Annotated in this window: 22 protein-coding genes and 1 riboswitch; of the genes, 15 read left to right on the top strand and 7 right to left on the bottom strand. The window is 56.6% G+C overall.

From position 1 onward, the window contains the following. Window positions 1-134: 134 nt before the first annotated feature. Window positions 135-1412 (bottom strand): peptidoglycan -binding protein, encoded by a 1278-nt coding sequence (locus tag ACZCED_RS09035; RefSeq protein WP_462969326.1) that lies wholly within the window; start codon window positions 1410-1412, stop codon window positions 135-137. A 3-nt stretch (window positions 1413-1415) separates the two neighbouring features. Beyond that, window positions 1416-2300 carry a biopolymer transporter ExbB gene (locus tag ACZCED_RS09030; protein ID WP_462969327.1) on the bottom strand — a complete coding sequence of 295 codons (885 nt, stop codon included), beginning with the start codon at window positions 2298-2300 and terminating at the stop codon, window positions 1416-1418. A 477-nt stretch (window positions 2301-2777) separates the two neighbouring features. Between ACZCED_RS09030 and ACZCED_RS09025 the strand changes: the two genes are divergently transcribed. From ACZCED_RS09025 to ACZCED_RS08990, 8 genes are all read left to right on the top strand, one after another. Continuing rightward, window positions 2778-3125, top strand: coding sequence for a hypothetical protein (locus ACZCED_RS09025; RefSeq protein WP_462969328.1), 348 nt, complete (start codon window positions 2778-2780; stop codon window positions 3123-3125). A 134-nt stretch (window positions 3126-3259) separates the two neighbouring features. Then, complete coding sequence (locus ACZCED_RS09020) at window positions 3260-4444, top strand: beta-ketoacyl-ACP synthase III (RefSeq protein ID WP_464860663.1); 1185 nt, start codon at window positions 3260-3262, stop codon at window positions 4442-4444. 475 nt (window positions 4445-4919) lie between these two features. Then, entirely contained in the window at window positions 4920-5252 is a 333-nt protein-coding gene (locus ACZCED_RS09015; protein WP_462969330.1) for a PilZ domain-containing protein, read from the top strand. Between the two features lie 609 nt (window positions 5253-5861). Beyond that, window positions 5862-7454 (top strand): murein biosynthesis integral membrane protein MurJ, encoded by a 1593-nt coding sequence (murJ, locus tag ACZCED_RS09010; protein ID WP_464860662.1) that lies wholly within the window; start codon window positions 5862-5864, stop codon window positions 7452-7454. Between the two features lie 148 nt (window positions 7455-7602). Beyond that, on the top strand, window positions 7603-7998 hold the full coding sequence (locus tag ACZCED_RS09005; protein ID WP_462969332.1) for an ankyrin repeat domain-containing protein: 396 nt from the start codon (window positions 7603-7605) through the stop codon (window positions 7996-7998). Between the two features lie 76 nt (window positions 7999-8074). Further along, a complete protein-coding gene (locus ACZCED_RS09000) occupies window positions 8075-8467 on the top strand; it encodes a hypothetical protein (protein WP_462969333.1) in 393 nt (130 codons plus the stop codon). 120 nt (window positions 8468-8587) lie between these two features. Continuing rightward, complete coding sequence (locus ACZCED_RS08995; protein ID WP_462969334.1) at window positions 8588-8950, top strand: hypothetical protein; 363 nt, start codon at window positions 8588-8590, stop codon at window positions 8948-8950. A gap of 8 nt (window positions 8951-8958) precedes the next feature. Then, window positions 8959-9621, top strand: coding sequence for an HU family DNA-binding protein (locus ACZCED_RS08990; RefSeq protein WP_462969335.1), 663 nt, complete (start codon window positions 8959-8961; stop codon window positions 9619-9621). 126 nt (window positions 9622-9747) lie between these two features. Here the strand turns inward: ACZCED_RS08990 and ACZCED_RS08985 are convergent, their stop codons facing one another. Continuing rightward, entirely contained in the window at window positions 9748-10656 is a 909-nt protein-coding gene (locus tag ACZCED_RS08985; protein WP_462969336.1) for a DMT family transporter, read from the bottom strand. Between the two features lie 466 nt (window positions 10657-11122). Between ACZCED_RS08985 and ACZCED_RS08980 the strand changes: the two genes are divergently transcribed. The 3 genes from ACZCED_RS08980 (at window position 11123) to ACZCED_RS08970 (ending at window position 13131) form a co-directional block, all read left to right on the top strand. Further along, the gene (locus tag ACZCED_RS08980) at window positions 11123-11482 is read left to right on the top strand and encodes a hypothetical protein (RefSeq protein ID WP_462969337.1); all 360 of its coding nucleotides are present in this window, start codon (window positions 11123-11125) and stop codon (window positions 11480-11482) included. Continuing rightward, on the top strand, window positions 11467-11739 hold the full coding sequence (locus ACZCED_RS08975; RefSeq protein WP_464860661.1) for a hypothetical protein: 273 nt from the start codon (window positions 11467-11469) through the stop codon (window positions 11737-11739). Before ACZCED_RS08980 ends, ACZCED_RS08975 begins: the two co-directional genes overlap by 16 nt. A 111-nt stretch (window positions 11740-11850) precedes the next feature. Beyond that, window positions 11851-13131 (top strand): N-acetylmuramoyl-L-alanine amidase, encoded by a 1281-nt coding sequence (locus ACZCED_RS08970; RefSeq protein ID WP_464860660.1) that lies wholly within the window; start codon window positions 11851-11853, stop codon window positions 13129-13131. Between the two features lie 44 nt (window positions 13132-13175). On the opposite strand, the gene ACZCED_RS08965 is transcribed toward ACZCED_RS08970, so the two are convergent. Further along, window positions 13176-13667, bottom strand: a complete 492-nt coding sequence (locus tag ACZCED_RS08965; RefSeq protein WP_462969339.1) for a GFA family protein — start codon at window positions 13665-13667, stop codon at window positions 13176-13178. 225 nt (window positions 13668-13892) lie between these two features. Here ACZCED_RS08965 and ACZCED_RS08960 point away from each other — a divergent pair, with 225 nt between their 5' ends. Continuing rightward, the gene (locus ACZCED_RS08960; protein WP_462969340.1) at window positions 13893-14219 is read left to right on the top strand and encodes a PilZ domain-containing protein; all 327 of its coding nucleotides are present in this window, start codon (window positions 13893-13895) and stop codon (window positions 14217-14219) included. A 354-nt stretch (window positions 14220-14573) separates the two neighbouring features. On the opposite strand, the gene ACZCED_RS08955 is transcribed toward ACZCED_RS08960, so the two are convergent. Beyond that, window positions 14574-15980 (bottom strand): SLC13 family permease, encoded by a 1407-nt coding sequence (locus ACZCED_RS08955; RefSeq protein WP_462969345.1) that lies wholly within the window; start codon window positions 15978-15980, stop codon window positions 14574-14576. Between the two features lie 494 nt (window positions 15981-16474). Between ACZCED_RS08955 and ACZCED_RS08950 the strand changes: the two genes are divergently transcribed. From ACZCED_RS08950 to ACZCED_RS08940, 3 genes are all read left to right on the top strand, one after another. After that, complete coding sequence (locus ACZCED_RS08950; protein ID WP_462969341.1) at window positions 16475-16816, top strand: metallopeptidase family protein; 342 nt, start codon at window positions 16475-16477, stop codon at window positions 16814-16816. 62 nt (window positions 16817-16878) lie between these two features. Next, the gene (locus ACZCED_RS08945; protein ID WP_462969342.1) at window positions 16879-18339 is read left to right on the top strand and encodes an MFS transporter; all 1461 of its coding nucleotides are present in this window, start codon (window positions 16879-16881) and stop codon (window positions 18337-18339) included. A 115-nt stretch (window positions 18340-18454) separates the two neighbouring features. Further along, complete coding sequence (locus tag ACZCED_RS08940) at window positions 18455-18643, top strand: hypothetical protein (protein ID WP_464860659.1); 189 nt, start codon at window positions 18455-18457, stop codon at window positions 18641-18643. 654 nt (window positions 18644-19297) lie between these two features. Here the strand turns inward: ACZCED_RS08940 and ACZCED_RS08935 are convergent. Further along, complete coding sequence (locus tag ACZCED_RS08935; protein ID WP_464860658.1) at window positions 19298-19933, bottom strand: hypothetical protein; 636 nt, start codon at window positions 19931-19933, stop codon at window positions 19298-19300. Window positions 19934-20010: 77 nt separating this feature from the next. Further along, window positions 20011-20125, bottom strand: a riboswitch (cyclic di-GMP riboswitch). 432 nt (window positions 20126-20557) lie between these two features. Next, window positions 20558-22471 (bottom strand): methyl-accepting chemotaxis protein, encoded by a 1914-nt coding sequence (locus tag ACZCED_RS08930; protein ID WP_464860657.1) that lies wholly within the window; start codon window positions 22469-22471, stop codon window positions 20558-20560. Window positions 22472-23118: the final 647 nt, after the last annotated feature.

The raw sequence follows: 23118 nt of genomic DNA, 5'->3' as shown, positions 1-23118 counted from the left end.
CTTTCCCCGGCGATGGCTTCTCCCGATATCCTGGCCGTCGGCGGCCAAAACGCTAATTTGCCCTGATCCTGACGTGTGCAGCGACATCTAAAGAGACCGGAACGGTTCTTGGTTCCGGCACGAATGGTCGCCCGTCAGCGGGCGGTTAGCTTGATCTCGATCCGCCGGTTTTTCCGGTAGGCCGACGGGGTGTCCGCCGGATCCAGGGGATGGAATTTACTGAATCCGGCCGCGGCCATATGGGTCTGGGGAATACCCTGGCTGGACAGAAAACGAACCACCGAGACGGCTCGGGCGGTGGACAGCTCCCAGTTGGAGGGGAACCGCCCCGAGGTGACCGGTACGCGGTCGGTGTGTCCGTCGATCCTCAGGATCCAATCGAGTTCCGGCGGGATCCTGGCCATCAGCTCGTTGAAGGTGGTGGCCAGCTGGGTGAGGTGGTGGATGCCCGCAGAACCAAGCTCTGCCGAACCGGTGGCAAACAGCAGCTCGGCCTGAAAAACAAATCGGTCGCCTTCGATGCGGATAAGGGGGTTGTCGCCCAGCACCTTTCGCAGCCGGCCGAAAAATTCCGACCGGTAGGCTTCCAGGTCATTGACGCGCCGGGCCAAGGCAAGGTTCAGGCGTTTGCCGAGGTCTTTTATTTCAGTGTCCTTGACCGCGTTTTCACCGTGGGCAAGGTCCAGGGCCTGGCTGACCTGTTCCAGGCGGGCCTTGAGGGCGGCGATGCTGCGGTTCAACTGGGCGATCTGAGCCCGGGCGCTGGCCGACAGGCGACGCTCCTCCGCCAGGGCCTGCTCCTGTTCATCGATCAGGGCGGACAGGGCCTGGATGCGGAGCTCCTTGTGTTGAATCGCCTGCTGGGCCAGGCGTGTGCGCTCCTGGGCATCGACCATGCGGGCCTCGAGGGCTTTCGAGCGGTCCCGCAGCACCCCGATCTCGGCCTGGCCGGACTGCAACGCTGCGGCCATGCCGCCGACGCGGTCCTCGAGTTCCTGCCGCAGTTGCCGCAGGGCGTCGATATCCTCCTGAAGGCTGCCGATCATCAGCAGCTGCTGCTCGATCGTTGCCTGATCCTGCCGGGCGCCGGCCGTCATCTGCGTGACCGTATCGTTCAGCAGTGCGTTGTCTTCGGTGAGGGAGCCCACCGTGAAGGACAACTCGGAGATGGTGGCCGCCAACTCCCGGTTGCGCTGGTCTTCGAGTCCCAGCTGGGATGTCAGTTCGTTGACCTTGCGCTGCAGAATGGCCAGTTCGCTCTCCTGTCCAGAAAGGACCTGGCTCAACAGGAACTGAGCGATAGAGAAGATCAGGACCAGAAAAATGACCACCATGAGAAGCGCGCTGAGCGCGTCCACATAGCCGGGCCAGACATTGAATTCACGATGGGAACGCTTGGCGATGGTCGACATGGCTCAGGCATTCATGGCCGCAGCGGAGCGATCGTCGGACGCGGCGGCGGAAGGTCGATCGGACAGCACCTGCGCGACCATGCGGTTGTTTTCGCGCAGCTCCCTTGTCATCAGGATCAACTGGTCCTTGATTTCATGAGACCCCTGGGGCATCGGCAGGGCTTCGAATCCCGACGCCTGGCCTTCCGCCTTGTCGATCAGATGCGTCACCTCGGACAGCCACTCCTCCAGTTCGTTGAAAAAGCGGTTCTGGGCGTGCCCCGCCTGGAGGTCGATAAACCCTAAGACCAGTGACCCGCCTAAACCGAACAGGGAGGAACTGAAGGCGGTGCCCATGCCGCTCAAGGGACCCTGGAGACCGGTTTTGAGGTTCTCGAACACCGCAGCGAAGTCGTGCCGGGCCACCTCCATCCCCTCGATGACGCGCCAGACCGATGAGATGGTCCCCAAAAGCCCCCAAAACGTTCCCAGCAGGCCCAGGAAAACCAGCAGTCCGATCATGTAGCGGGAGACCTCGCGGGACTCTTCCAGCCGCCCGCGAATTCCGTCCAGAACCGTGCGCATGGAAAATGCCGACAGCGAAAAGCGGTCCCGGTTGAGTCCCTCCAGGTGCTTGGCCAGAGGCTTCATCAGGCGGGTGGGCTCGGAGACCGAAATCCCGATATTTCCCGTACGGAACATCTTGATCCAGTGCAGCTCCGGTTTCAGGGCGAAAACCTGGCGCACATTGATGGCAATGCCGGTGACCAGCGCCGCCAGGATCAGCAGGTTGAATCCCCAATTGGCCATGAAGGCCATTTTCAGGGGCGCAAACATCAACAGGCAGACAACGGCGACGACCCCCAGATAGAGGGTCATCCAAAAAAGTTGATGGCGTGGATGGTTCATCAGACTTCCTTTTTATGGTGTGTGCGTTCTGCGGACGGGCGGTATTGCCTCGATGTCGGGAACACCCGTTCAAAGATTGATTATCAAATTGTGTGCCACTATTAAACGTCTTGATTTCATATGCAATATCATCCGATTGGGCTGATCCGGGAGGCTTGAACCGGCAACGGTTTGACAACGGCCGTCAGAAAGCGGTCACCGCTTCCGGGTGGGATGGGACCCTGTTCGGGCAGAAAAATGGGTTCATCGATGCCCTCGCGTCCAACCGGAGCGGGCGGATCGCGCGCCGGGCCGGTGTGTCCCGGTTTCCGGGCAACAGCCGCAACGGCCCGTTTCTTTGGGGAATCCGCGGGACGACAGACCCTATGTACGTTCGCGCCTAAATATTTAATCGAAAATGCCGATATATTCTCCAGAAGATTGAAGACTCCGCGCAGCCACCTCCAGTGACTGCGCCGGGACAAGGGAGTATTATCAATGCCAGTGAAAATCGTCGTTTTCGTTCTTGCCGCCCTGATCCTTGCCGCGATGCCGGCCTGCGCCAATCAGGCGGCTGTCATCCCGGCCTATTCGTTCGTATCGGCATTTCAATCGTCGATGAAGGAGTATCAGGATTTCATCAACAGCCAGAACCGTGCCGCCGCGCGCAAGCTGCTCAACTCCGAAAAAATCTTTATTTCACCCAGGGATATCCGGGTCGAATTGGTCACGGTCGACGAAAGCCTCGCCAAGGTGAAATGGAGCCGATTGGATGAAAATGCCCAGCCGGTCACATTGTATTTCTGGACCCTGGCCGACCAGCTGAAAATCCTGCCGCAGGAGTAGCCCCGGCCACCCCGGCCGCGGCGTGGGCGCCACCGGTGCCACCGGACATTGTTGCCGGCCTGCCATTTTTCGGAAGGTGGTGCCGGTGCAGTCCGGCAGGGCCAACCGGCAAATGCCGTGCGACGGTGCCCACGATGCGATTATTCTCCAGGCGACACCCGGCAACATCCGACTTGATTGTCGGCTACGCATCAGATATCAGTATGGACATTCCCGGCCAGTCCCATCACTTTCAGCCCGGCGCAGGGGAGCGGCTGACGGCCTTCTTCTCAGTTCCCCTGACTTGCCCACAACTGGTGGATTATCAAACCATGAATCGATCGATCATCAGGAGCACCGGCCGTTACGTACCCGACCGCCGCGTCACCAACGACGAGTTGTCCGCATGGATGGACACCTCGGATGAATGGATTCGTCAACGCACGGGGATCGAGGCCAGGTATTGGGTCAACCCGGACGATGACCTGGGCACGTCGGACCTGGCGAGGGAAGCATCGGCCATCGCCCTGGAAAGAGCCGGTTGGACCCCCACCGATCTGGACCTGATCGTGTTTGCCACCATGACCTCGGATGTCTATGTCCCCGGCTCCGGCGTGATTCTGCAGCACAAGCTGGGGGCTGAAAAGGTCCCCGCGCTGGATATCCGCCAACAGTGCACCGGCTTTCTGCATGGATTGGAAGTGTGCGATGCCTATATCAAAAGCGGCAAGGCACGCAAAATCCTGCTGGTCGGCGCCGAGACCCAGAGCCGGTTTCTGGAACTGAACACGCAGAATCGCGACACCGCCGTCATTTTCGCCGACGGTGCCGGGGCGGTCTGTATCGAGGCCGAAGCCACAGACCGAGAGGCCGGCATCCTGGCGGCCGTCTTCCATGCCGATGGAAAATACGCCGATGTGTTGCGGGTGGGCGTCCCGGCCCGGAAAAGCGGCCCGGTCATGAACGCCGAGGTGCAGGCCAGGCAGGAGTATCTGCCCTACATGGATGGAAAAACCGTGTTCAAACTGGCGGTCACCCGGCTGCCGGCGGTGGCGCGGGAGCTTCTGGACAAAGCCGGCATGCAAATGGCGGATATCGACATGGTGGTTCCTCACCAGGCCAACCTGCGCATCAATGAAGCCTTCAGGGAGCGCATGAATATTCCTGAACACAAGATCTTCAACAACATTCAGGAGTATGGAAACACGACCGGCGCAACGATTCCCATCGCCCTGGATGAACTGATGGAGAAAGGGATGCTCACGTCCGGTGACAACCTCATGTTCATCGGACTGGGCGCCGGTCTCACCTGGGGCGGTGTGGTGTACCGGCTTCCCTGATTCGTCCAGCCGCGTTCGAGCGGTGCCGGGCTGTTTCCCGCGTCATCGCACGGGATCACTTCTTCCTGGATCGCATCGCTGCGCAAACAGCATTCGAGAGCCGGGCGTCTTGCCATTGAGAAGAAAATACATGACAGCTGGAAAGGCGGGAACCGCCCTGCCCGCCGTTGGTCTTTGCCTTCGACCCGAGGACCCGCCTGGGTGTTGGCTCTCCAGCAATAAAATTGGAAAAAGTCACCAACTCCTTGACAAGAATGGGAATATTTGCAAACGTATACTTGCCCAACCTGCCAATTTCGCCGTCACTGAAACGGAGTTCCACCATGGCCCTGAAGAAAATTGACATCTTGGAACCGTTGGCGTCCGAACCGAAATTCCCCAAAACACCATCCGTTGTAGGACCCGCCCCCCCTCCTGAGTGGGCGGCGCCCCCCCTTCAATCCGGCACGTTGCGCGAGAAAGCGAATCAGAAACCATGAAAGTCAGTCCGAATCGCCAACAACGCTCGCGCCGCACCTCCTATATCATCGCCGAGTACACCGTCAAAGAGGGAACCCACCGGGATGTGATCAAGAACATCGGTGCCGGTGGCCTGTACATCCGGACATCCAGGAAGATTGCCGAAGGGCAGTCCATCGAAATCGAATTTCCTTTGTTTCGATTCGACAACACTGTCCGGGTCTCTGGAAAGGTGGTCCGCGTCGATGCCGACGGGTTCGCCGTGGCCTTCGACAGCCTTCTTGAGGAGCTCAAAGCAAAGAACGGACAGCTGCCTGATATCGTTCACGAAATCGACCGTACGACCTGAACGGATCGGAGCGCCACCCGTCTTCTTGATCGCAGCCGCAGGTCTGTCGGGCGATTGAACCGCGATAGCGAGTGCAGTCCCCGTCGCTTGCGGCGGGGTAAACGAGCGAACTGAAAATCGATTATTTTTCCTTCCATTGAAGCCTGCCCCCGTTCAACTGCCTGGCCGTGACTTCTGACGCGCCCTGACAGCGGGTTTGAGCTGACGAACGACGGCCGCCGCTTCGCAGGCCTTCCATGCATATCGATCAAATGCGGTCACCGAGACGATGCCGCCGGACGCGGCGGTCTGTTGAGCTTATTTCATTTGACGTTTATGGCCGAAACGCATAGTTTCATGCGCATCCCCGCGTCCCCTTGAACGACGGCTGTCTAACCATTCTGGCAAGGGCGCCCGGGACGTCATGAGCGCAGGCAAGGCAAGGTGAACTCAGGGCGAAAAAGCAGCGTATACGTGCAGTCGATGGGCATCTTGGACGAACGGTCAACGCGGTATGGCCACGCGCGATCGTTATCGACCCCGCTTCGCACAAGCGGCGGGAATTGCGCTCACGATTGCGGTACAACATCCTTTGCCAATCCGGCGGATCCTCCAGTCGGGGGGGTTGACATGAAACATCCCAACGGGTCAGGTGAGTTCAGTAAGATGGGCATCGCCACCCTGATCATGATGGCCAGCATTTTCCTCAGCCGCGTCACCGGCATCGCCAGGGAGATGGTGCTCGCCGCGCTGGCGGGCGCCGGAACGGAAGTCGATGCCTACCGCGTCGCTTTCGTGCTGCCGGAAATACTCAATCACATCCTGGCCAGCGGATTCTTATCGGTGACCTTCATTCCCATTTTCTCGAGCTACCTGGCCGAAAAGAGGGAAATCGACGGCTGGCGAACCTTCTCCAATATCTCGACAGTATTCGGCGCCCTTCTCATCGTTCTCATCATCGCCGGAATGATCGTGGCCCCCACCATAGTGCCCATGTTGGCGCCGGGGCGCCAGGACCCTCAATTTCTGGCCCTGGCCGTGAGAATGACACGGATCACCCTGCCGGCCCAATTCTTCTTCTTTGCCGGGGGCTTGCTGATGGCAGTGCAATATGCCAAGAAGCGTTTCCTGTTTCCGGCCCTGGCGCCGTTGATTTACAATATCGGCATCATCGCCGGCGGGTGGCTGCTCGGCCGCCGGCTGGGTGTGGAAGGTTTTTGCTGGGGGGCTCTGGCAGGTGCGTGCATCGGCAGTTTTGCGATCCAGATTATCGGCGCCGTTCGAATCGGCATCAAATTTCGTCCGACCATCGACCTTGCCCACCCGGACCTCAAACGCTATGTCTTATTGACCCTGCCCCTGATGATCGGCCTGACCATGGTCTTTTCCACGGAGCTGTTCTCGAAATTCTTCGGCAGCTTCCTGCCGGCGGGGGCCATCGCGTGGATCGACTATGCCATGCGGGTCATGCTCATGCTGGTCGGATTCTTCGGGCAGGCCGTGGGGGTCGCCTCCTACCCGTATATGGCGCAGCTGGCCGTTCAGGGACGCCTGTCAGCGTTGAACGATGTCATCAACACCATCTTGCGCTACCTGTCCATCGTTATCCCCTTATCCATACTGGTCGTCGTTCTGCGGCATGAAATTGTCTACGTGCTATTTGAGCGGGGCCGCTTTTCTCCCGAAGATACGAAAATGACGGCCCTGACCTTGTCCTGCCTGATGGTCGGGGCGATTGCCTTCATCTCCCAGAGCGTCGTCAACCGCGGTTTCTATGCGACCCAGAACACCCTTTTGCCGGCGGTTTTCGGCACCATTGCCGTGGTCCTGAGCCTGCCGATATACTGGGCCGGGTTGACCCTTTTCGGCGTGGCCGGGGTAGGTCTGGCCATTTCCGCGTCTGCCATCCTCCAGACCCTTCTCCTGTTTTCCGTATGGAACCGGCGCAGCAACAATACGGACGCCGGCGGTGTGTACCGCGCCTATCTGAATGCGGCCATGGGCGCGCTGGTCATCGGGACACTCCTCTGGTGGGTGCACGGGGCGCTTCAGACGAGCTTTGCCGGCCAGACACTGATCACCAGCCTGGTAGTGATCGGTGTCGTCTCAGGGATCTTTGTCGTTTTAACCGGGTTGTGGGGCTGGATTTTCAACATCGAGGCCATCCACTATGTGTTCAGTCGCATCGCATCCCTGATTCTAAGAAAAAGCAGGCGCGGTTGATCAGAAAGGGTGTTGAAAAACGTCATGAGGCCAGGCAATACATAACACAATATAGAGAAAACGGACTTGCCTGTTGTTGACCATCATCTCGTCCGAAGATTCTCTCTCTGACATATCAGCGCGATTAAGCTGCTCGGTAGATTGACCGATGGAAACCTTTTTAAAAATTTTGCCCGTTATCATTGTCGTCCTGCTTGTTTTTCTCCTCCGGGAGGGTCTGTCCTATTATCGATACGTAAAGTATTGCAAACTTCATGAAGCGGCCAAGACCGGCAGGATCGATACCGTTCGCCGGCTCATTGAAGAGGGGCACCCGATCAATGCCGTGGACCCGAGCTTCGGTTTGACGCCGCTTCATTTTGCCGTACGAAACGGCCGGGTCGAGGTCGCACGGCTGCTCATTGAAAAAGGCGCCGATCTCACCCAGCCGTCAACCCAGGGCATCACCCCGCTCGACTGGACATCCGCATACCTTGACCCCGACCAGCGCGATGTGCTGTTGCGCGCTGCCGCCGGCGGCAAGGACCCCGACGATATTCAGTGAATGTTTACAGGCCAATGGTATTTGTGTAGGATGACAGGGCATTCTGCTTTTCACCACCCGGACGAAGGAGTCCATCATGGCTATTCATCTGCTGCCTCTGGCCAAACTGGCCCTCATGGCCGGAAAAGCGGGAACATCGAAAACCGCCAGCGCTGCCCTGGTCAAGCAGGCGGCCTCCCTCTCGACGCGCAAGCAGGTGCCCGGCTGGGTGGTAAAGGGGGCACTGGCCGGCCTGATTGGATTCAAACTGCTGTTTCTTCTGGTCCTGGCCCAAAAGCGCAACCTGTTCAAATCGCCCTCCGACGTCGGCGGCACCTGTCCCCACTGCAGGCATTTTGTCAATCTGAATGAACTCTCCCGAGCATTCCACCCCCGGCTGGTCGACAAGGAGTTTATCTTCAGTGGCGCGTGTCCGTCGTGCAGTGAGATCATCTCCATTCGGGACAGCAGTCTGAAGTCAATCTCCTGACCCAACCCCATCTGCCGGATCGAATAGACACCAACCCCTTGACAAGAAAAGGAATTTCTGTAAACGTGGAGTTGTTGCGACTAGTACATCCTCACCCGTTTGCCAGAGGAGTCACTGACGATGAACGTGACCGTCTATCTGCCGGGCCTCACTACCATCGCCATGAGTTCGTTTTTTATCCGTCACCCCCATGAACCGGTCAACGCGTTTACGGCCGTCTTTGACAGTTACCCGCTCAATTTCCTTTCCGTTATTCCAGCGACCGTGGGTTTGCTCTTCCTGATGTCTGCACATGCTATCTCTTATCCCTGGGCGTTTCGGATCGTTGCCGTATTTGCTTTTGCCGGGGCCGTGCTGGCAATCGTCAACCCCGCCACGATTTTCAGCCGGATAGTGGACGGGTTGTTTAGAGACATATCCGATCGGACACACCGGTTGTTCGGCAACATCTTTGGAGCCGTAATGATCACCTGGATCAGGTAGGAGAAACCATGGCACTAACGAAAAGCGGCATCATCAAGCAGGTCTGCAATGAACTCGCATGTCCCAGGAATCAATCCGTTGAAATCGTTGAGTCCCTTCTGGAGACCATCAAGGCGACGCTGGCGTCCGGTGATGATCTGCTGGTCAGCGGGTTCGGCAAGTTCCTGGTCCGGGACAAGAAGCCGCGCAAGGGCCGCAATCTGGTCACGGGTGAGACGGTCACCCTTCCGGCCAGACGGGTGGTGACATTCAGGTGCTCCGGCAAGTTGCGGGAAAAGGTGAATGTCACCATGAAAACCGGATCGGATCGACGCCGCTATCCCCGCCGCACTGCCGCGTTTGCCGTAAAATACACCGTCAACGCGGTGACCTATCGGGATCTGGTCAGGGACGTCAGTGAGGGAGGCATCTATATTGGCAACTGGAGAGCGATCAAGGATGGGCAACGAATCAGCCTGCGTTTCCCGTTGTCCGCCATCGCGGAAAAGCCCGTCGTGACGGGAACCGTGATGCGCTCGCGGGACAAGGGCTTTGCAGTCATATTTGACAGTCCGATTGAAGAGAAGGTAATCCGGACCAGTCAAAATCCCGAGATCGACATCGCGCGTTATCGATCAATAGCGCGTCAGGTTCCTCAACCGCCCCCCCTCTCCCACTGGCAGGGGCCCTGACGACAGGCACGGTCACATCGCTTGCCAACCGGGTGGTGGATGGGCAGCCGGCGGTTCGATCCATACCGGCATACCTGCAGCTCAGTTCAGCGAATTGACGCCCGCCCGCGGCGAATCGCCGAACTGTCAATTTCCAGCAGCGCTCACCGCTTGCTGGGTGTATCTTGTCCCGACACTATCCACAATTATCGCACAGGTGACGATGCAACCGCCAACCACCGTAAGCAGGCTGGGGACTTCGTTGATACCGAAGATCGGCAGGTAGACCCAGACGACCCCGCCAACCACCTCCACCAGCGAGAGCAGATTCAATTCGGCCGCCGGGAAATAGCTGGCACCGAGTGAGAATAAAATCAGCCCCACACCGACCAGCGTGCCGTGCACCATGCTAAGAAAGATATTGCGATCCGGCATCAGCAACGGGTCACCTTGTAAAACGAGTATGCCTACAGTCAAGATTGCGCAAAGGAAGCCGGCCAGTGCGACGGTTGCAAACTGGGGGGTTTCCTTGCGCCACCGGAGGCACACCGAAAAGGTCGAAAAACCGCAAGCCGCGGCAAATCCCGTGACCGTTCCCAGAACGCTTCCGGCTTCCAGGCCGTCGATCACCATCACGGTGATTCCGATCAGGGCAACGGTCATCGCGCCCCAGGTGAGCGGGCGGATCTTTTCCTTGAGGATCACAATGCCCATGAATGCGGCGAGAAAAGGGATGGTTGCAAACAGAAACAGCGTATTGGCAGCGGTTGTCAGGGTTATCGACCAGATAAATCCGATAAAGGCGCCCACCAGCCCGCAGGCGCCGACAACACCCGACATCCCGACTCGCTTAAAATTGTCGAAAAAGCGGCCGCCGTCCTTGGCGATGAGATAGATGCACAATATCGCTGCGATCGTCAGCCCCCTGAAAAACAGGTACTGCCACCGGTAGACCTGCGGATCGACCATGTAGCGGATCGTCAGGGCGCCGAAAGACCAGAGCGTACCTGCAATCAAGACCGAGAACAGCGCTTTGGTATGAGACGTTTCGTTCATCTGTATGTCGTTTCGTTCGCAGTCATCGTCTGACGGTGTCGGTGGCCATGTCTGGCTCAGATGGCACAGTTAGGGCTCGCCTTCAAGGTTTATTTATCTCCTGTCGGATGTGGTGATCCGATTCCTCCGCCGAAAAATTGCACAACGGGCACTTCGCTTAGAAAGGCGAGGCATCCACTACCCCTTGTGTCAACACTAGATCATCTTCGCCCTGTTCGATCATTGTCGCTCCGCGACCTCAAAAAGATGCCGATCCGACCTTCAACGGCGACCAGTCATAATGCTTTTTCTGGCCAAATTTTCAATATACCAGGCAGTTGCCGAATGCACTATCAGCTATAAGATCTGGATTGCAGCAACCGTGGCAGGGACGGCCAGAGCCCCTGCGGGCGATCGAATGGCGACCCCTCGCGGCCCGGGCTGAACACCCACGTCTTATCGAGCAACCGAAAAATGGAGAAAAGCGATGGGGTCGACCAGATATACCGTTATGGCAGTCCTGATGGTGTTGGTTTCAGCCGCCGGGTTCATCGGTGCCGCCAGGGCACAGGCCGCCGACTACCTCAATTACGGTCAGATTCGATTTGGTCTTAACGATTTCAGCGGCGACCTGGAGGATGCCGACTACGATGCCGGCGCGAACCTGGCCGTGGCCTACGGACGCTACCTGACCCCGCACCTGGTCCTGGAAGCGGCAGTCGATCTGTTCGGCACCGAAAAGGGACATGGCGGCAGCACAGCCATTGCCGGCAGCTACAACCGCGACGATTCCATCGCCGTCGTGGCCGTCTTGTCCACCCTCAAAGGCGAATGGCCGGCCCGCTGACCTTTTTCGGCGGCGGCGGTGTGGGCTTTTATCTGCTGGCCCTCAATTCCGAGATCTCGACAACCCATCTCGGCGAATACGATAAAAGTGAAGGCGACAGCGTCTTCGGGTTCACGCCGCAGCCGGTGTCAACTGCGACATCACCCCACGCGTATTCGCCGGCTTCCAGGGCCTTTACCGCTGGACCGGCGACATCGACATCAATGAAACGGTCGGAACGGTCCCCGTCAGGGTGGGGGGGGGATTTGAACGGCTAATCGCTTGCCTTGACCGCCGGCTTCCGCTTTTAACAAGACGTGCCGGTAGAACGACGGTTGACAACCGGGTCGCCCGCTTCGTATAGATGCCTGGCTATGCTTTGGTTGCCCTTGAATTTAAGAAAACGGTTCCTGCCGGCTGCGCTTGGTTGCCTCGCCATCGGACTGGCGCTGCCGTCCGCCTCAACGGCTTTTTCCAGTGCCCAGCGCGACCGGTTCCAGGGTGCCATCATCGATCACCGGCCGCGCTTGAACCCCGCATACAAAAAGATCAAACGCAAGCATACCCGCTACCTTATCGTCCACACCTCGGAGCTCGGCCTCGACACCACGCTGCGCGTCGTTTCAAGGGGCAAGCAGTTTCGCAACGGCCGGCGCACCAACGGCGGCCATACGCACTATGTCATCGCCCGCGACGGACGCACCTACCGCATCCTGGACAAGCAGTGGATCGCCGACCACGCCGGCACCAGCATGTGGGACGGCCGGGCCGATCTCAGCCAACTGTCCATCGGCATCGAACTGGTCGGCTACCATTACGCACCCATCACCGACAGCCAGTATCGATCGATCGGCCTGTTGCTCCGCATCCTGAAGGAGGTCTACGGGCTGGACGACCGGGCGGTGCTGACCCACAGCCAGGTCGCCTATGGACGGCCCAATCGCTGGCACAAACACGACCATCGCGGCCGCAAACGCTGCGCCAAAAACTTCGACCGGGCCAGAGCGGGCCTGGAGCCGACCTGGCCATACGACCCTGACGTACGCGCCGGACGGCTCGTGGCCGACGCCCAATTGGCGGACGTGTTCTACGGCCCCCGGATGATGGCCGCCGCGGTCGAGGAAACCAACCTCATCTCCAAACACAACACCGCCTGGTTGATCGCCGGAGAGGACTTTGACAGCAGTTCGACGGTATATCAATTCCCGGACGGCCGCATCTACACCGGTGACCAGATCTCCGACCAGGTCGGCTGGAACCGCCTCCCGGCCGACACGGTGGTCCTGCTCAACCACAGCGGCAGCCTGGCCGAATTGAAGGACGACGGCCCGGTAAAGACCATTGCCGACGGCTTCACGGCCTGGTCCCTGGCGGGCAGGTCCTACAATCATTCCACCACCATCTATTTTCTTCCTTCCGGGCGGATCAAGAACGGATCGATGATATCCGACTGGGACGATCTGCCGGTGAGCACCCGCCTGATCATCGGGTACAAGGGGCCGTTCCCGGTGCGCAAGGACCGGTCGGCATACCGCATCGCCGGGAAAAAGTACAAGGACCCCCAGACCATCTACTACCTGCCTACCAAGGAACTCCTGGGCGGCAGCCGGATCGAGGATTTCAGCCGGCTTCAGGCCGGCACGCTCGTCTTTGTTCCCGCAGCCCTGTAGCCGGTACCGCCGTGCGATGCATCGTGTCTGATCGGCGGAAACGGTCAGAGGCGGTCCGAGTCATTTTTATGACCGGACCACTTGGGCAGGTCGTCGTTCATATCGATTATCCGCAGGCTGTAAAAAATGTGGCAGGTCGGTTTGAACGATGCCGGGACCTGCAAGGCATGCCCGAAGTCGAAGAGGGAGGGGAAGGCGAGCCACATGCGGCGTCCCTCGTCGGCGATCGGTGTCCCGCAGCGGCCGCAGCTGACTTTGCACGGCAGGGTTCGCTCATGACGCTGGTGTTCGCTGTTGAAGAAACTCAGGTGTTGGATCCCGTCTGTTATTCTGACGTCGCGCTTGTGAAAGATGGCCGCCCACTGCATCGGTGCACCGTGAAGCTTCTGGCAGGCCGTGCAATGGCAGATCTTGGCGTCCACGGGATCCGCACAGACGTCGTACCGAACCGCGCCGCAATGGCACCGCGCACGGTATTTCGGTATGAAATGCTGATCCTCGACAGATGCGTAGTCCGGGCCGAATTCTCTTTTCATCTTCACCTCCATCGTCGCCAGGTATCAGCGCCTTTTTCAAAGCGGAGCAGGGTCGCGCGCTTGCCTGTCCGTATCCGTAATGGTACAAGCCCGTCAAGAAGGATGAGACCGGCCCTTACATCCAAATGGGTGCTGTTTTTCGGTTGCTCCGCCATGCAACCATTCGAGTCCTCGATCATTTGTCGATTCAGATTGGATTGCCGTCAACCATCAGGTGAGGAAACGATGACTTCAAAGCCCGGCCAGCGTGGATATCCCCGGAAGGATGCGCTCATCATTGCAGCGTACACCACTTCCACGGACAATGCCCACTGTCTGATTACAAATATCAGCGCCGGCGGCCTGTTCGTTAAAACATCGTGGAAGCTCGACGTCGGGCAGCCCATCACACTCAAATTCCCGTTGTTCGATATCGATGAACCCATCACGGTGTCAGGCACGGTGTCTCGCATCGAACCGGCCGGGTTTGCCGTTGCCTTTGACAAATCCATCGATGGTCTGGTTGGTGAGGAGGGGCGATTGCCGACAATCGTTAATGAAGGTGATCGGTGATTCCATAACTGCCCTGAGAGGACCGAATTTTACGTCATGCGCCAAGGGGCGGGCTGTGCTTTTGGGCGGTACGCGGGTTGGGCACAGCATGGCGGCCATGTCCCGACGGCCCGGCATCTTCCTTGCCGACAGCGAGTAAAACGGTAACTCGGGGGGCTGAGATAGCGAAAGCAAACGGGTGTCAGATCAGTATGGTTGATAGGTTAAGGGCGTCCTCAATCCCCCACAGAAAAACAACGATCGGAAGCGCCGCTCCTTCCATCTCTGTATCCTTTTCGATCGGTAGGCATTATGGTCGGCAACCATCTGACGTCAGCCTGTCGTATGCGTTGCACCGCTTCGGACGCATCCCCTTCATAGCTTGACCGGCATTCCCATCCATGGCCAAAGAAAGAAAACGGCCAATGCCAGCACGACCATCAGGATCAGGCTGGCGTATACACCGTAAATAAAAAACTCGGCGGTGGTGAACTGGCTGGAGTCATAGGCAATGGCGTTGGGGGCGGCGCCGATCAGCAGCATGAAGGGCATGCCGGCCGTGACCAGGGAGGCATAGAAGATCACTTCCGGGGCGACCCCCAGGTAGGGCGCGATCACCAGCGCCACGGGCAGCGAGATGGCGATGGCCGCCACATTCATGATGAAGTTGGTCATGACCATGACAAAAAAGCCGATGCCGATCACGAAAACGAACCAGTTGGCCTTTTTAAACATCACCAGCCAATTCACCGCCAGCCAGTTGGCCGCTCCGGTCTCCCACAGGCAGAGCCCAATGCTCATGGCACCGGAAAAGAGCAAAATGATGTTCCAGGGGATCTGCTCCAGGTCGCTCAAGTCGAGTATTTTGAGAATGTAAAACAGCAGCGTGGTAACGATCAGGATGCCGGATTTATTCAGTTTGGCCAGCGGCGGAAAAAAGGATTGCAGGGCCAGCACCACTACACAAGCGATGATTATCGCAGCGGCCGTCGCTTCCTTGCGGGTCAGCGGCCCCATATCGGCCCTGAGCTGCCTGGCGCGTTGTTTCAACCCGGGTATCGTTTTTCTTTCCGGCCTGCACAGAACCATGATCAATCCCCAAATCAGCAGAAGCATCAGCCATCCTAATGGGAAGAAATAGTAGCTGTACTCGAAAAAACTGATCGTCTTGCCGGTGATGTCCCGGAAAAAGCCGATCGCCACGGCCCCTCGCGCGGCGCCCAGCAGGGTGATGATGCTGCCGGCACCGGCCGTGTAAGCCATGCCGATGAACAGCCCCTTGCCAAAACGGGTCTTGGATCCGTCACTGCCATACAGGCCGTGAATGGCCACCAGCAACGGATAGATCGTGGCCGCCACGGCCGTATGGGCCATAAAGTGGGTCAATACGACGGTCACGCTGAAGCATCCCAGGTAGATCATGCTGGTCCGTTCACCCACCACGGTGAGCATCGTATAGGCCATGCGCCGGGTCAGACCGGTCTTGGTAAAGACCTGGCCGATGACGATGGAGCCGAAGATGAACAGCACGGACGGATCCATGAAGTTGCCGAACACATCCTTGGCCGGCCGGATGAAAAAAAGCGTCTGGAAGACACCGATGGCCAAACCCGTGATCCCGATGGGCAGCACCTCGAACACCCACCAGGTCCCGGCCAGCAGAAACACGGCCAGTGCGCCTTTGCCTTCGTGGCTCAGGGCAAAGTGCTTGCCGGCCGGATCAACGGCATCCGGCCAGGGGGGTGAGTAGAAGGTCAGCACGAAAAGCCCCGCACCGAGCATCAGAAACAGCCACCGTTTGATCTCTTTTTTCTTGTCAGCCACCAGGTTTAAACCGTTATCCGCCACGGCGTGCATCCTTCCCATTTAGCGTCGGGGTCTCTGTCGAAACCGTCACTGCGTTTGACCGTTGGATCTGAACATATCGATTCGGCAGCAGTGTGTGAGCGCAACAACCATACCACTCAATGCGCGGATGTTTGCCTTGACCGGCACCCCGTTGAATCTTATGGCGAATCCATCGATCCACGAATTGGTGTTTCTGCAGCGCAATGAAGATCGACCGCTATGAATGGAAGTGGCGGTTCTGCTTTTTACATGCCACCGGAATCGGTATGACCGGTTGCTCTCCTTTAGGGATAGATCAAGTTATTTCAGTGCAGTTGTTGCCAAATCCAATGGGTAACGGATAGACTGCGCATTGATCGCCCACCTTGAAAGATTGCTGTGAAAGGCAAAGCCATATGCGCATCGGTCGCAAGGAATTCGAGGATGCCGTGGAGCGCGCGCTCGGGATGATTCCCGAGATGTTTCGTGCGCAACTGAACAACATGACCATCGCCGTCGAGGACCGCCCGTCCCGGGACCTGCGGCGCGAGATGGACGTGCCCCCCGGCGAGACGCTGTTCGGCTTGTTCACCGGCGTCCCTTTGCCCGAGCGCTCGGTCATCGAACCACCGCTGTACCCCGACGTCATCCTCATTTTCAGGGAACCGTTGATGGCCGCCTGCCAGAGCCGTGAAGAACTTGAAGAGGAGATCGCCATCACAGTGATTCACGAGGTGGCCCACTATATGGGCCTCAGTGAAGAACAGCTGGAGGACCTCGGCTACGGATAGCCTGTCCGTTAGTTAGGGGCCTTTATAGCTGCGCTTACCTTCCACGCACCATTGGATGAGGCATGACTGCAAAACAGCAACACGAACCACCGGCAGCCCCCGCGCCCGAGCAGAGCCCGTCGTTAAAGGCCTCGATCAAGGACGGGGCATCCTATGCGGTGATGATGGGCAGCGGCGAAACCTATTTCGGTCCCCTGGGTATCTTCCTGCACGCCAGCACCTTGCAAGTCGGCCTGCTGGCCAGCCTGCCGCAACTGGTCGGTGCCGTGCTGCAATGGGCCGGTGCCATCAACATGGACCGCATCAAAAGCCGGCGTCGCTTCGTCATCATCGGCGCCGTCATCCAGGCCCTGACCCTCATCCCCATGGCGTTGATCCCCGTCTGTTTTGGCCAGGGAACCCTGCCGGTACTCATCCTTCTGGCCCTGATCATGGTTTACAACGGCGCCAATGCAGCCGGACTGCCGGTCTGGAGCAGCCTGATCGGAGACCTGGTGCCGACCGATATCCGGGGGCGGTTTTTCGGACACCGCAACCGATTGACCACCATGAGCACCTTTATCTCTCTTTTGGCGGCCGGTGTCATCCTGCATCTCTTTGCCCAGGCCGGGCTGCCGCAATGGGGCTTCATGGCCACCCTGGTTATCGCGTTCCTGGCGCGCCTGAATTCCGTTCGCTGGCTGACCAGATACGACGACCCGGGCTTCACGATCGCCGCGGACCAGGTATTCACTTTCCGGCAATTTCTGAAACGGTCACCGCGCTCCAATTTCGCCAAGTTCGTCTTTTTCATCGGCGCCATCAACTTCAGCGTGGCGTTTTCAGCACCCTATTTTGCCCTGTATATGCTCAGGGACCTGAAGTTCAGCTATGTCGAATTCACCGCTGTCACCGGCGTCGTCACCATCACCCAATTTCTGGCCTTCAGGCACTGGGGAACCTTGAGTGACCGCTTCGGAAACAAAAAGATCCTCAACGTGTGCGGATGGGGGGTGGCGTTCGTACCCGTACTCTGGGTGGTCTCACACCACATCGTGTATCTGATGATGATCCAGGTATTCGCCGGGCTGGTGTGGTCGGGGTTCAGCCTGGCGTCGGCTAATTTTCTGTTCGATGCCGTCTCGCAGCCCAAACGGGCGCGCTGCGTGGCCTACCAGGGTCTGGTAAACGGTCTCTTCTTCTTTCTCGGCTCCCTGACCGGGGGCTTTGTCGCCGGCCACCTGCCGCGCAGCATCTCGATCGGACCGTGGACCTGGACGCCGCTTTTCATGCTGCCCGTCTTGTTTCTCCTGTCCGGCGTCATGCGGGCGGCTGCCGCGGGAATCTTTCTGCACCGGTTCAAAGAGGTCCGGCCGGTCGAACCCATCCGGCACCGGGATCTGATCTACCGGGTCAGCCAGATCCGGCCCATCGCCGGCGCCACCTTCAGCTTGATCACGGGCCTCTTTCGCGAGCAACCCCAAAGTCAGGACCGACACCCCAGGAATAAGAATCGGCCGGGCGGGTCAAACCTCGATTTGTAAATGAGCTTCGGACAATCCCTGAATGTTGAGACGGGTGATTCGGCGTCGACAGACCGACCTGTCGACGTGATGCACGGAAAAGGCGATTAAGAAAAGCGGCCTTACCCATCGGCGTATGTACGAAACCCGCCACACGTTTGCCTCCTGGGCGCTGGCAGCTGGTGAATCGCCTGAAGGGGTGGCCCGCACCCTCGGCCATGTGGACACCTCGATGGTTTATCGCACCTATGGACGATACATCCCGAACCGAACCCGGCAAGACGGCAGCGCCCTCGAAAACCTGGATGCGGGAGCCGCTGAATGAAAAAGGCAGCGCTCATTTCCGACATTGTTGGTCACAATCATGGACACAATGGCGAAAATCAACCCTGCCTATATGAATTAAACAACCGTAACTGCTTAACTTTTTTGTGGTGATCCCAGCGGGATTCGACCCGCGTTACCGGCGTGAAAACGACCCCACACCACTCCGATATTTATGATTTCAGATAGTTTCGGCATGCACTGGACACAAAAAACGCATCATTTGCATGAGGTTTTGTGTCCGTTTTGTGTCCGGGGCCTTAACCAGCGCAACAGTTTTTCCACCATCGGCACCTATTGTCTGGTAACACCATAATTTGGCAGTTGCGGCCGTCGTGGATTAGGCTCAATCTATCTGTAATCGGGTAAAAGTTGCGATAAGGTATTATAACCTGTATCAGCTCGATACCGACGTGGAATTTACGTCGGGTGGCTATCAGCATCGGGGCAGATTTGTACTAAGTTGGAGGTACCTCCACCAGGCAGCCCATGCTAGAATTGATGCTTATTAGGCCATAACTCACGATATGGCCCAGGTGGCTTTGACCCTGCATAGGGCACATAGAGAAACATGAGTTTTTGGTCTGAGAGATACTTAAAAATGATAAATGGCAGAATCGGTAAAAGATTCTGCCATTATCGGTCAGGGATAAGATTATTGTCCATTGCTTCCTACAAGAACTCCTGACATGTTAAGGCTAACGATCGCACCATTTGACCTTGTAGGAGCAGGGATCATGATGCAAGTAAATCCTGCCTGCCGTCCTCCAGGAACGTAAAATTCCATTGCCTGGGAAAATTCGTGAGAATAATCACCATCCTGATTCTGGAACCTTGGTTGCCTGAAACGTTTAGATGTGATGGTATGATGTTCGCCTTGAGCTCCTAATGGGGTTCCATTAATCATTTGGACGACGGTGCAGCTAACCCATGAATCGACATCAGTGAATGTTCTCCCTGATACGAATTTGACTATTCCCGTCATTCCTTCAGGAATATCAAAGACCGGTTCTGAATTGCCGACAGTACCTACTGCGATAGTCATTAAAATTTCATCTTGGAATCTTCCGGCCGGACCTGCATCTTGAATGACAATTGGATCTGACTCATCATTATTAACAGTGACAGACCAATCGCCGCTTTGCATTGCATCAACAACTGGTTGGTTTACAACATTCACATTCAATCCGTTCGGTGGTCCGTTCGGTGGTCCGTTCGGTTCGCCGAGGACTATGAAGGGCGAGATGAAACTTACGCAAACAAAAAGCCCCAATAAAGTTAAGATTTTCATGAGGTCTCTCCTTTCTTATGCTGTGTGTTGATAAAAAAAAGCCGAGTTGCTCCAAAAGTGACCTTGACGATGTCACCCTCGGCAGCCCGGCTGTCTATACTAACCCAGATTCAGCTAATACACTAAAGGAACGAGATCATTAGACCCGTGGTTTTCCGTCCGCACCTCACGGTGGGTTTGGCTTTAGCAAATTTTAATATATACGGTGGGAATATTTGAGATTAACAATGGAGAGGGAATAGTGTCAAGCGGGCGATAGTAGCATTTTGATATTATGGATTGGCTATCAAACGAAATCAGGCTTTTACAAAACCGTTGGTATCTCCAACCTATCCCAACTTTGGCCCATATCCATCTTTGTGCCGTCTATCTTGATCATGGAGTGTGCCGAGCCGTCGTCAGAACCGAATTGGCAGGTTTGTTGTGGAAATCACCGGTTTTGATAGCAACGGTCGATTTCAGGTACTCTCAATCAATCACAAATCAGATCAAAACTAAGATTAGTATTTGTAATCATAAGGTTAATAATTTTCAGATCTGCCTGGATGACATAGCCATGTTTCACGTTTCTCAAAAGGACATATCTATTGAAAGGATATGTTCTTCAAACCATTCTTCCGAATGTTAGGCCAGATAGAGATCATCCAGAGCTTCAAACAACTTTTCCCGCGTTTTTTCAAATTCATCCATCAAGCCGGCGGCTTTTTGCTTTTCGTCCTGGTGGTACAAATCGACAATACGGCGGGCATGGGTATGGACTTTTTCATGAAGCTGGCCCACGGTTTGAAATGAGGCAATTCCCTTGAGTTTCTGGCCGGCAGGGCCGTCATACCATTTACCAAAGGCGCATTGGTGGTGGTCGGCGACTTCTTCTGGTTTTAAGGCCTGACGGCCATGCAGCAATCCTTCGAGTTTTGAGCGCCACTGCAGGTGGGCGCCCTTGACTGCGCCGATATCGAAGATGGCTTCGCTGATCTTGAAACCACCGACAATTTGGGACATTCGGGTCGCCAGCTTTAGCAGATCGTGAGCGCTGATGTTAACTTGCGAACTGCTGGTGGCCATCTCGTCGGCTGACAGATTCACCCCGGCAATCTCTTGGGAGATGATGCCGGCTACCTCCGAGCTTTGGGCCACATTGGTGTTGACCTCCTGGATGCCCTGGGAGGCCTGGCTGACGTTCTCCGCGATCTCTCGGGTGGCCGTGGATTGCTCCTCCACGGCGGTGGCGATGGTGGCAACGATATCATTGACTTGGCTGATGACCTGGGAGACCTTTTTGATTTGGCCCACAGTATCACTGGTGGAGGTTTGGATACTCCCGATCTTGGTTTTGATCTCCTGGGTGGCTTGGGCGGTTTGCTTGGCCAGTTCCTTGATCTCATTGGCCACGACGGCAAAACCCTTGCCCGCTTCACCGGCGCGGGCCGCTTCGATGGTGGCGTTGAGTGCCAGCAGGTTGGTCTGCTCGGATATCTCGGTGATCACCTCCGTAACTTTGCTGATGTCCTGGGCGTCGGCACCCAATTTATCCACCTTGACAGAGGCGTCCTGGGTCAAGGACACCGCTTCACCGGTGATGACGCGCCCTTTTTCCGAATTCTGCGCGATTTCGTCGATCGTGGCACTCATCTCTTCTGCGGCCGCGGCCACCATATCGACATTGGTGGCGGCTTGCTCGCTGGCGGCGGCCACACTGCTCATATTGGAACTCATCTCTTCGGCTGCTGTAGCCACCGTGTTGGCCTGGCCCGAGGTCTGCTCGGCCCCTTGGTTCATCTGTTCGGAAATGGCGCTCAGGTCGCTGGAAGATGCGTTCAAGGTAGTGACACCGTTGTTGACCTCCCGCAGCATTTTGCCCAGGTTGGTGACCAGATGATTCATAGATTGGGCCAGCTGGCCGATTTCATCTTTTTGTTGCATGGGTAGGGTTTGGGTAAAGTCTCCCTGGGAGAGTTGTTCCGCAAAGGCAACAACCTTGGCTGTGGATCGGGTAAGAGATAATGAAATTAACATGGATAGCACCAATCCGGCGACGACCGCTATCACGGTCATGATGATCACATTGCGGCGTGTGCCATCGGCCGCTTGAAGCATGGCCTGGTCGCTCATGATATTTTCTTTCGCTGATTGGCGGATAGCATGCAGCAACTCTTGGACCCGAGCCAGCGCCGGTACGGTTTTTTGTCTTAAAATGGTGCCGGCCGCTGACAACCCGGCGGCTCTATCGATGTTATCAGCCATATGCTGATTAATTTGGATCACCGAGCTATGCAGCTGGTGATGGGGAGCTTCAATTTTTTTAACCTGCGCCTTCAGATCGGGATAGGTCGTTTCCAGCTGTTTGCGGCCCTCACCATAGAGCCATTGACCGAAGCCACATTTGTGGTCGTCGGTCTGCACATCGATTCGGCTTGCATTCGGATCTGTCCATAGGTCGTTGACCTTGTTGATCCAATTGAGGTGATCCACCTCTTTTTGGGTCAACAGGCTGTCGATTTGATTGCCCATGATGACTGTATTAGCGTTTTGGGTCACCGTACCCACACCACTGTACGCAATGATTCCAATAGCCATCAACAATAGGGTCACAATGCCGAACCCAAAAAATAATTTTCCACGCAGCGAGATGTTGTTCCAGACCATGTTTTCCTCCCCCGTTCAGCAGCAATTCAATTGGTATGCAGAATGATAAAAAATGGATTCTCCTTCAAAAGTTAATTACGGTCTCTGCAGATGTATCATTATGATCGGCATGTTTTTATAGACCATTAGAAAAAAATGTACCACAATGTGTCAAATGAATTTATTGCGCTATGGAACCGCAGAGATGTTTTTTAGAAGAGGTTTAGAAATCAACAGAGAGGCATTAGATGGCCATTTGCTATTTTCCATTTCACTGAAAACCTATGGTTCACTTGCCGGCTTGCTCTTTGTGCCACCACCCTGTTAAGGCTGACGGTATAGAATGGCTCGATCTCAGCCGTTGCTATTATGATCGAATATAGGGCATGCCAGAGTTCAGGTATGACACTGTAACCACGAATCCATCTGCAATAATTCTTGGTAAACCCTTCATACATTCGCCTCCTGGGCCCTGGCCGCTGGTGAATCGCCTGAAGGGGTGGCCCGCACCCGGCATTGACCAAAGATCATGCTGGCCTTGTTGGCGCTGTCGTCAATCG

It is taken from the genome of Desulfosarcina sp. (genome assembly GCF_055467485.1).
This window is presented reverse-complemented; position numbering and strand designations above follow the sequence as displayed.

Excerpts from the sequence above, each read along its gene's own strand:
- ACZCED_RS08945 (WP_462969342.1), top strand. The coding sequence starts at position 16,879 with ATGACTGCAAAACAGCAACACGAACCACCGGCAGCCCCCGCGCCCGAG.
- ACZCED_RS09035 (WP_462969326.1), bottom strand. The coding sequence starts at position 1,412 with ATGTCGACCATCGCCAAGCGTTCCCATCGTGAATTCAATGTCTGGCCC.
- ACZCED_RS08935 (WP_464860658.1), bottom strand. The coding sequence starts at position 19,933 with ATGAAAATCTTAACTTTATTGGGGCTTTTTGTTTGCGTAAGTTTCATC.
- ACZCED_RS08995 (WP_462969334.1), top strand. The coding sequence starts at position 8,588 with ATGAACGTGACCGTCTATCTGCCGGGCCTCACTACCATCGCCATGAGT.
- ACZCED_RS08965 (WP_462969339.1), bottom strand. The coding sequence starts at position 13,667 with ATGAAAAGAGAATTCGGCCCGGACTACGCATCTGTCGAGGATCAGCAT.
- ACZCED_RS09000 (WP_462969333.1), top strand. The coding sequence starts at position 8,075 with ATGGCTATTCATCTGCTGCCTCTGGCCAAACTGGCCCTCATGGCCGGA.
- ACZCED_RS09005 (WP_462969332.1), top strand. The coding sequence starts at position 7,603 with ATGGAAACCTTTTTAAAAATTTTGCCCGTTATCATTGTCGTCCTGCTT.
- ACZCED_RS08980 (WP_462969337.1), top strand. The coding sequence starts at position 11,123 with ATGGGGTCGACCAGATATACCGTTATGGCAGTCCTGATGGTGTTGGTT.
- ACZCED_RS09030 (WP_462969327.1), bottom strand. The coding sequence starts at position 2,300 with ATGAACCATCCACGCCATCAACTTTTTTGGATGACCCTCTATCTGGGG.
- ACZCED_RS08940 (WP_464860659.1), top strand. The coding sequence starts at position 18,455 with ATGTACGAAACCCGCCACACGTTTGCCTCCTGGGCGCTGGCAGCTGGT.
- ACZCED_RS09020 (WP_464860663.1), top strand. The coding sequence starts at position 3,260 with ATGCGATTATTCTCCAGGCGACACCCGGCAACATCCGACTTGATTGTC.
- ACZCED_RS08960 (WP_462969340.1), top strand. The coding sequence starts at position 13,893 with ATGACTTCAAAGCCCGGCCAGCGTGGATATCCCCGGAAGGATGCGCTC.
- murJ (WP_464860662.1), top strand. The coding sequence starts at position 5,862 with ATGAAACATCCCAACGGGTCAGGTGAGTTCAGTAAGATGGGCATCGCC.
- ACZCED_RS08955 (WP_462969345.1), bottom strand. The coding sequence starts at position 15,980 with ATGCTCGGTGCGGGGCTTTTCGTGCTGACCTTCTACTCACCCCCCTGG.
- ACZCED_RS08975 (WP_464860661.1), top strand. The coding sequence starts at position 11,467 with ATGGCCGGCCCGCTGACCTTTTTCGGCGGCGGCGGTGTGGGCTTTTAT.
- ACZCED_RS09015 (WP_462969330.1), top strand. The coding sequence starts at position 4,920 with ATGAAAGTCAGTCCGAATCGCCAACAACGCTCGCGCCGCACCTCCTAT.
- ACZCED_RS08990 (WP_462969335.1), top strand. The coding sequence starts at position 8,959 with ATGGCACTAACGAAAAGCGGCATCATCAAGCAGGTCTGCAATGAACTC.
- ACZCED_RS08985 (WP_462969336.1), bottom strand. The coding sequence starts at position 10,656 with ATGAACGAAACGTCTCATACCAAAGCGCTGTTCTCGGTCTTGATTGCA.
- ACZCED_RS09025 (WP_462969328.1), top strand. The coding sequence starts at position 2,778 with ATGCCAGTGAAAATCGTCGTTTTCGTTCTTGCCGCCCTGATCCTTGCC.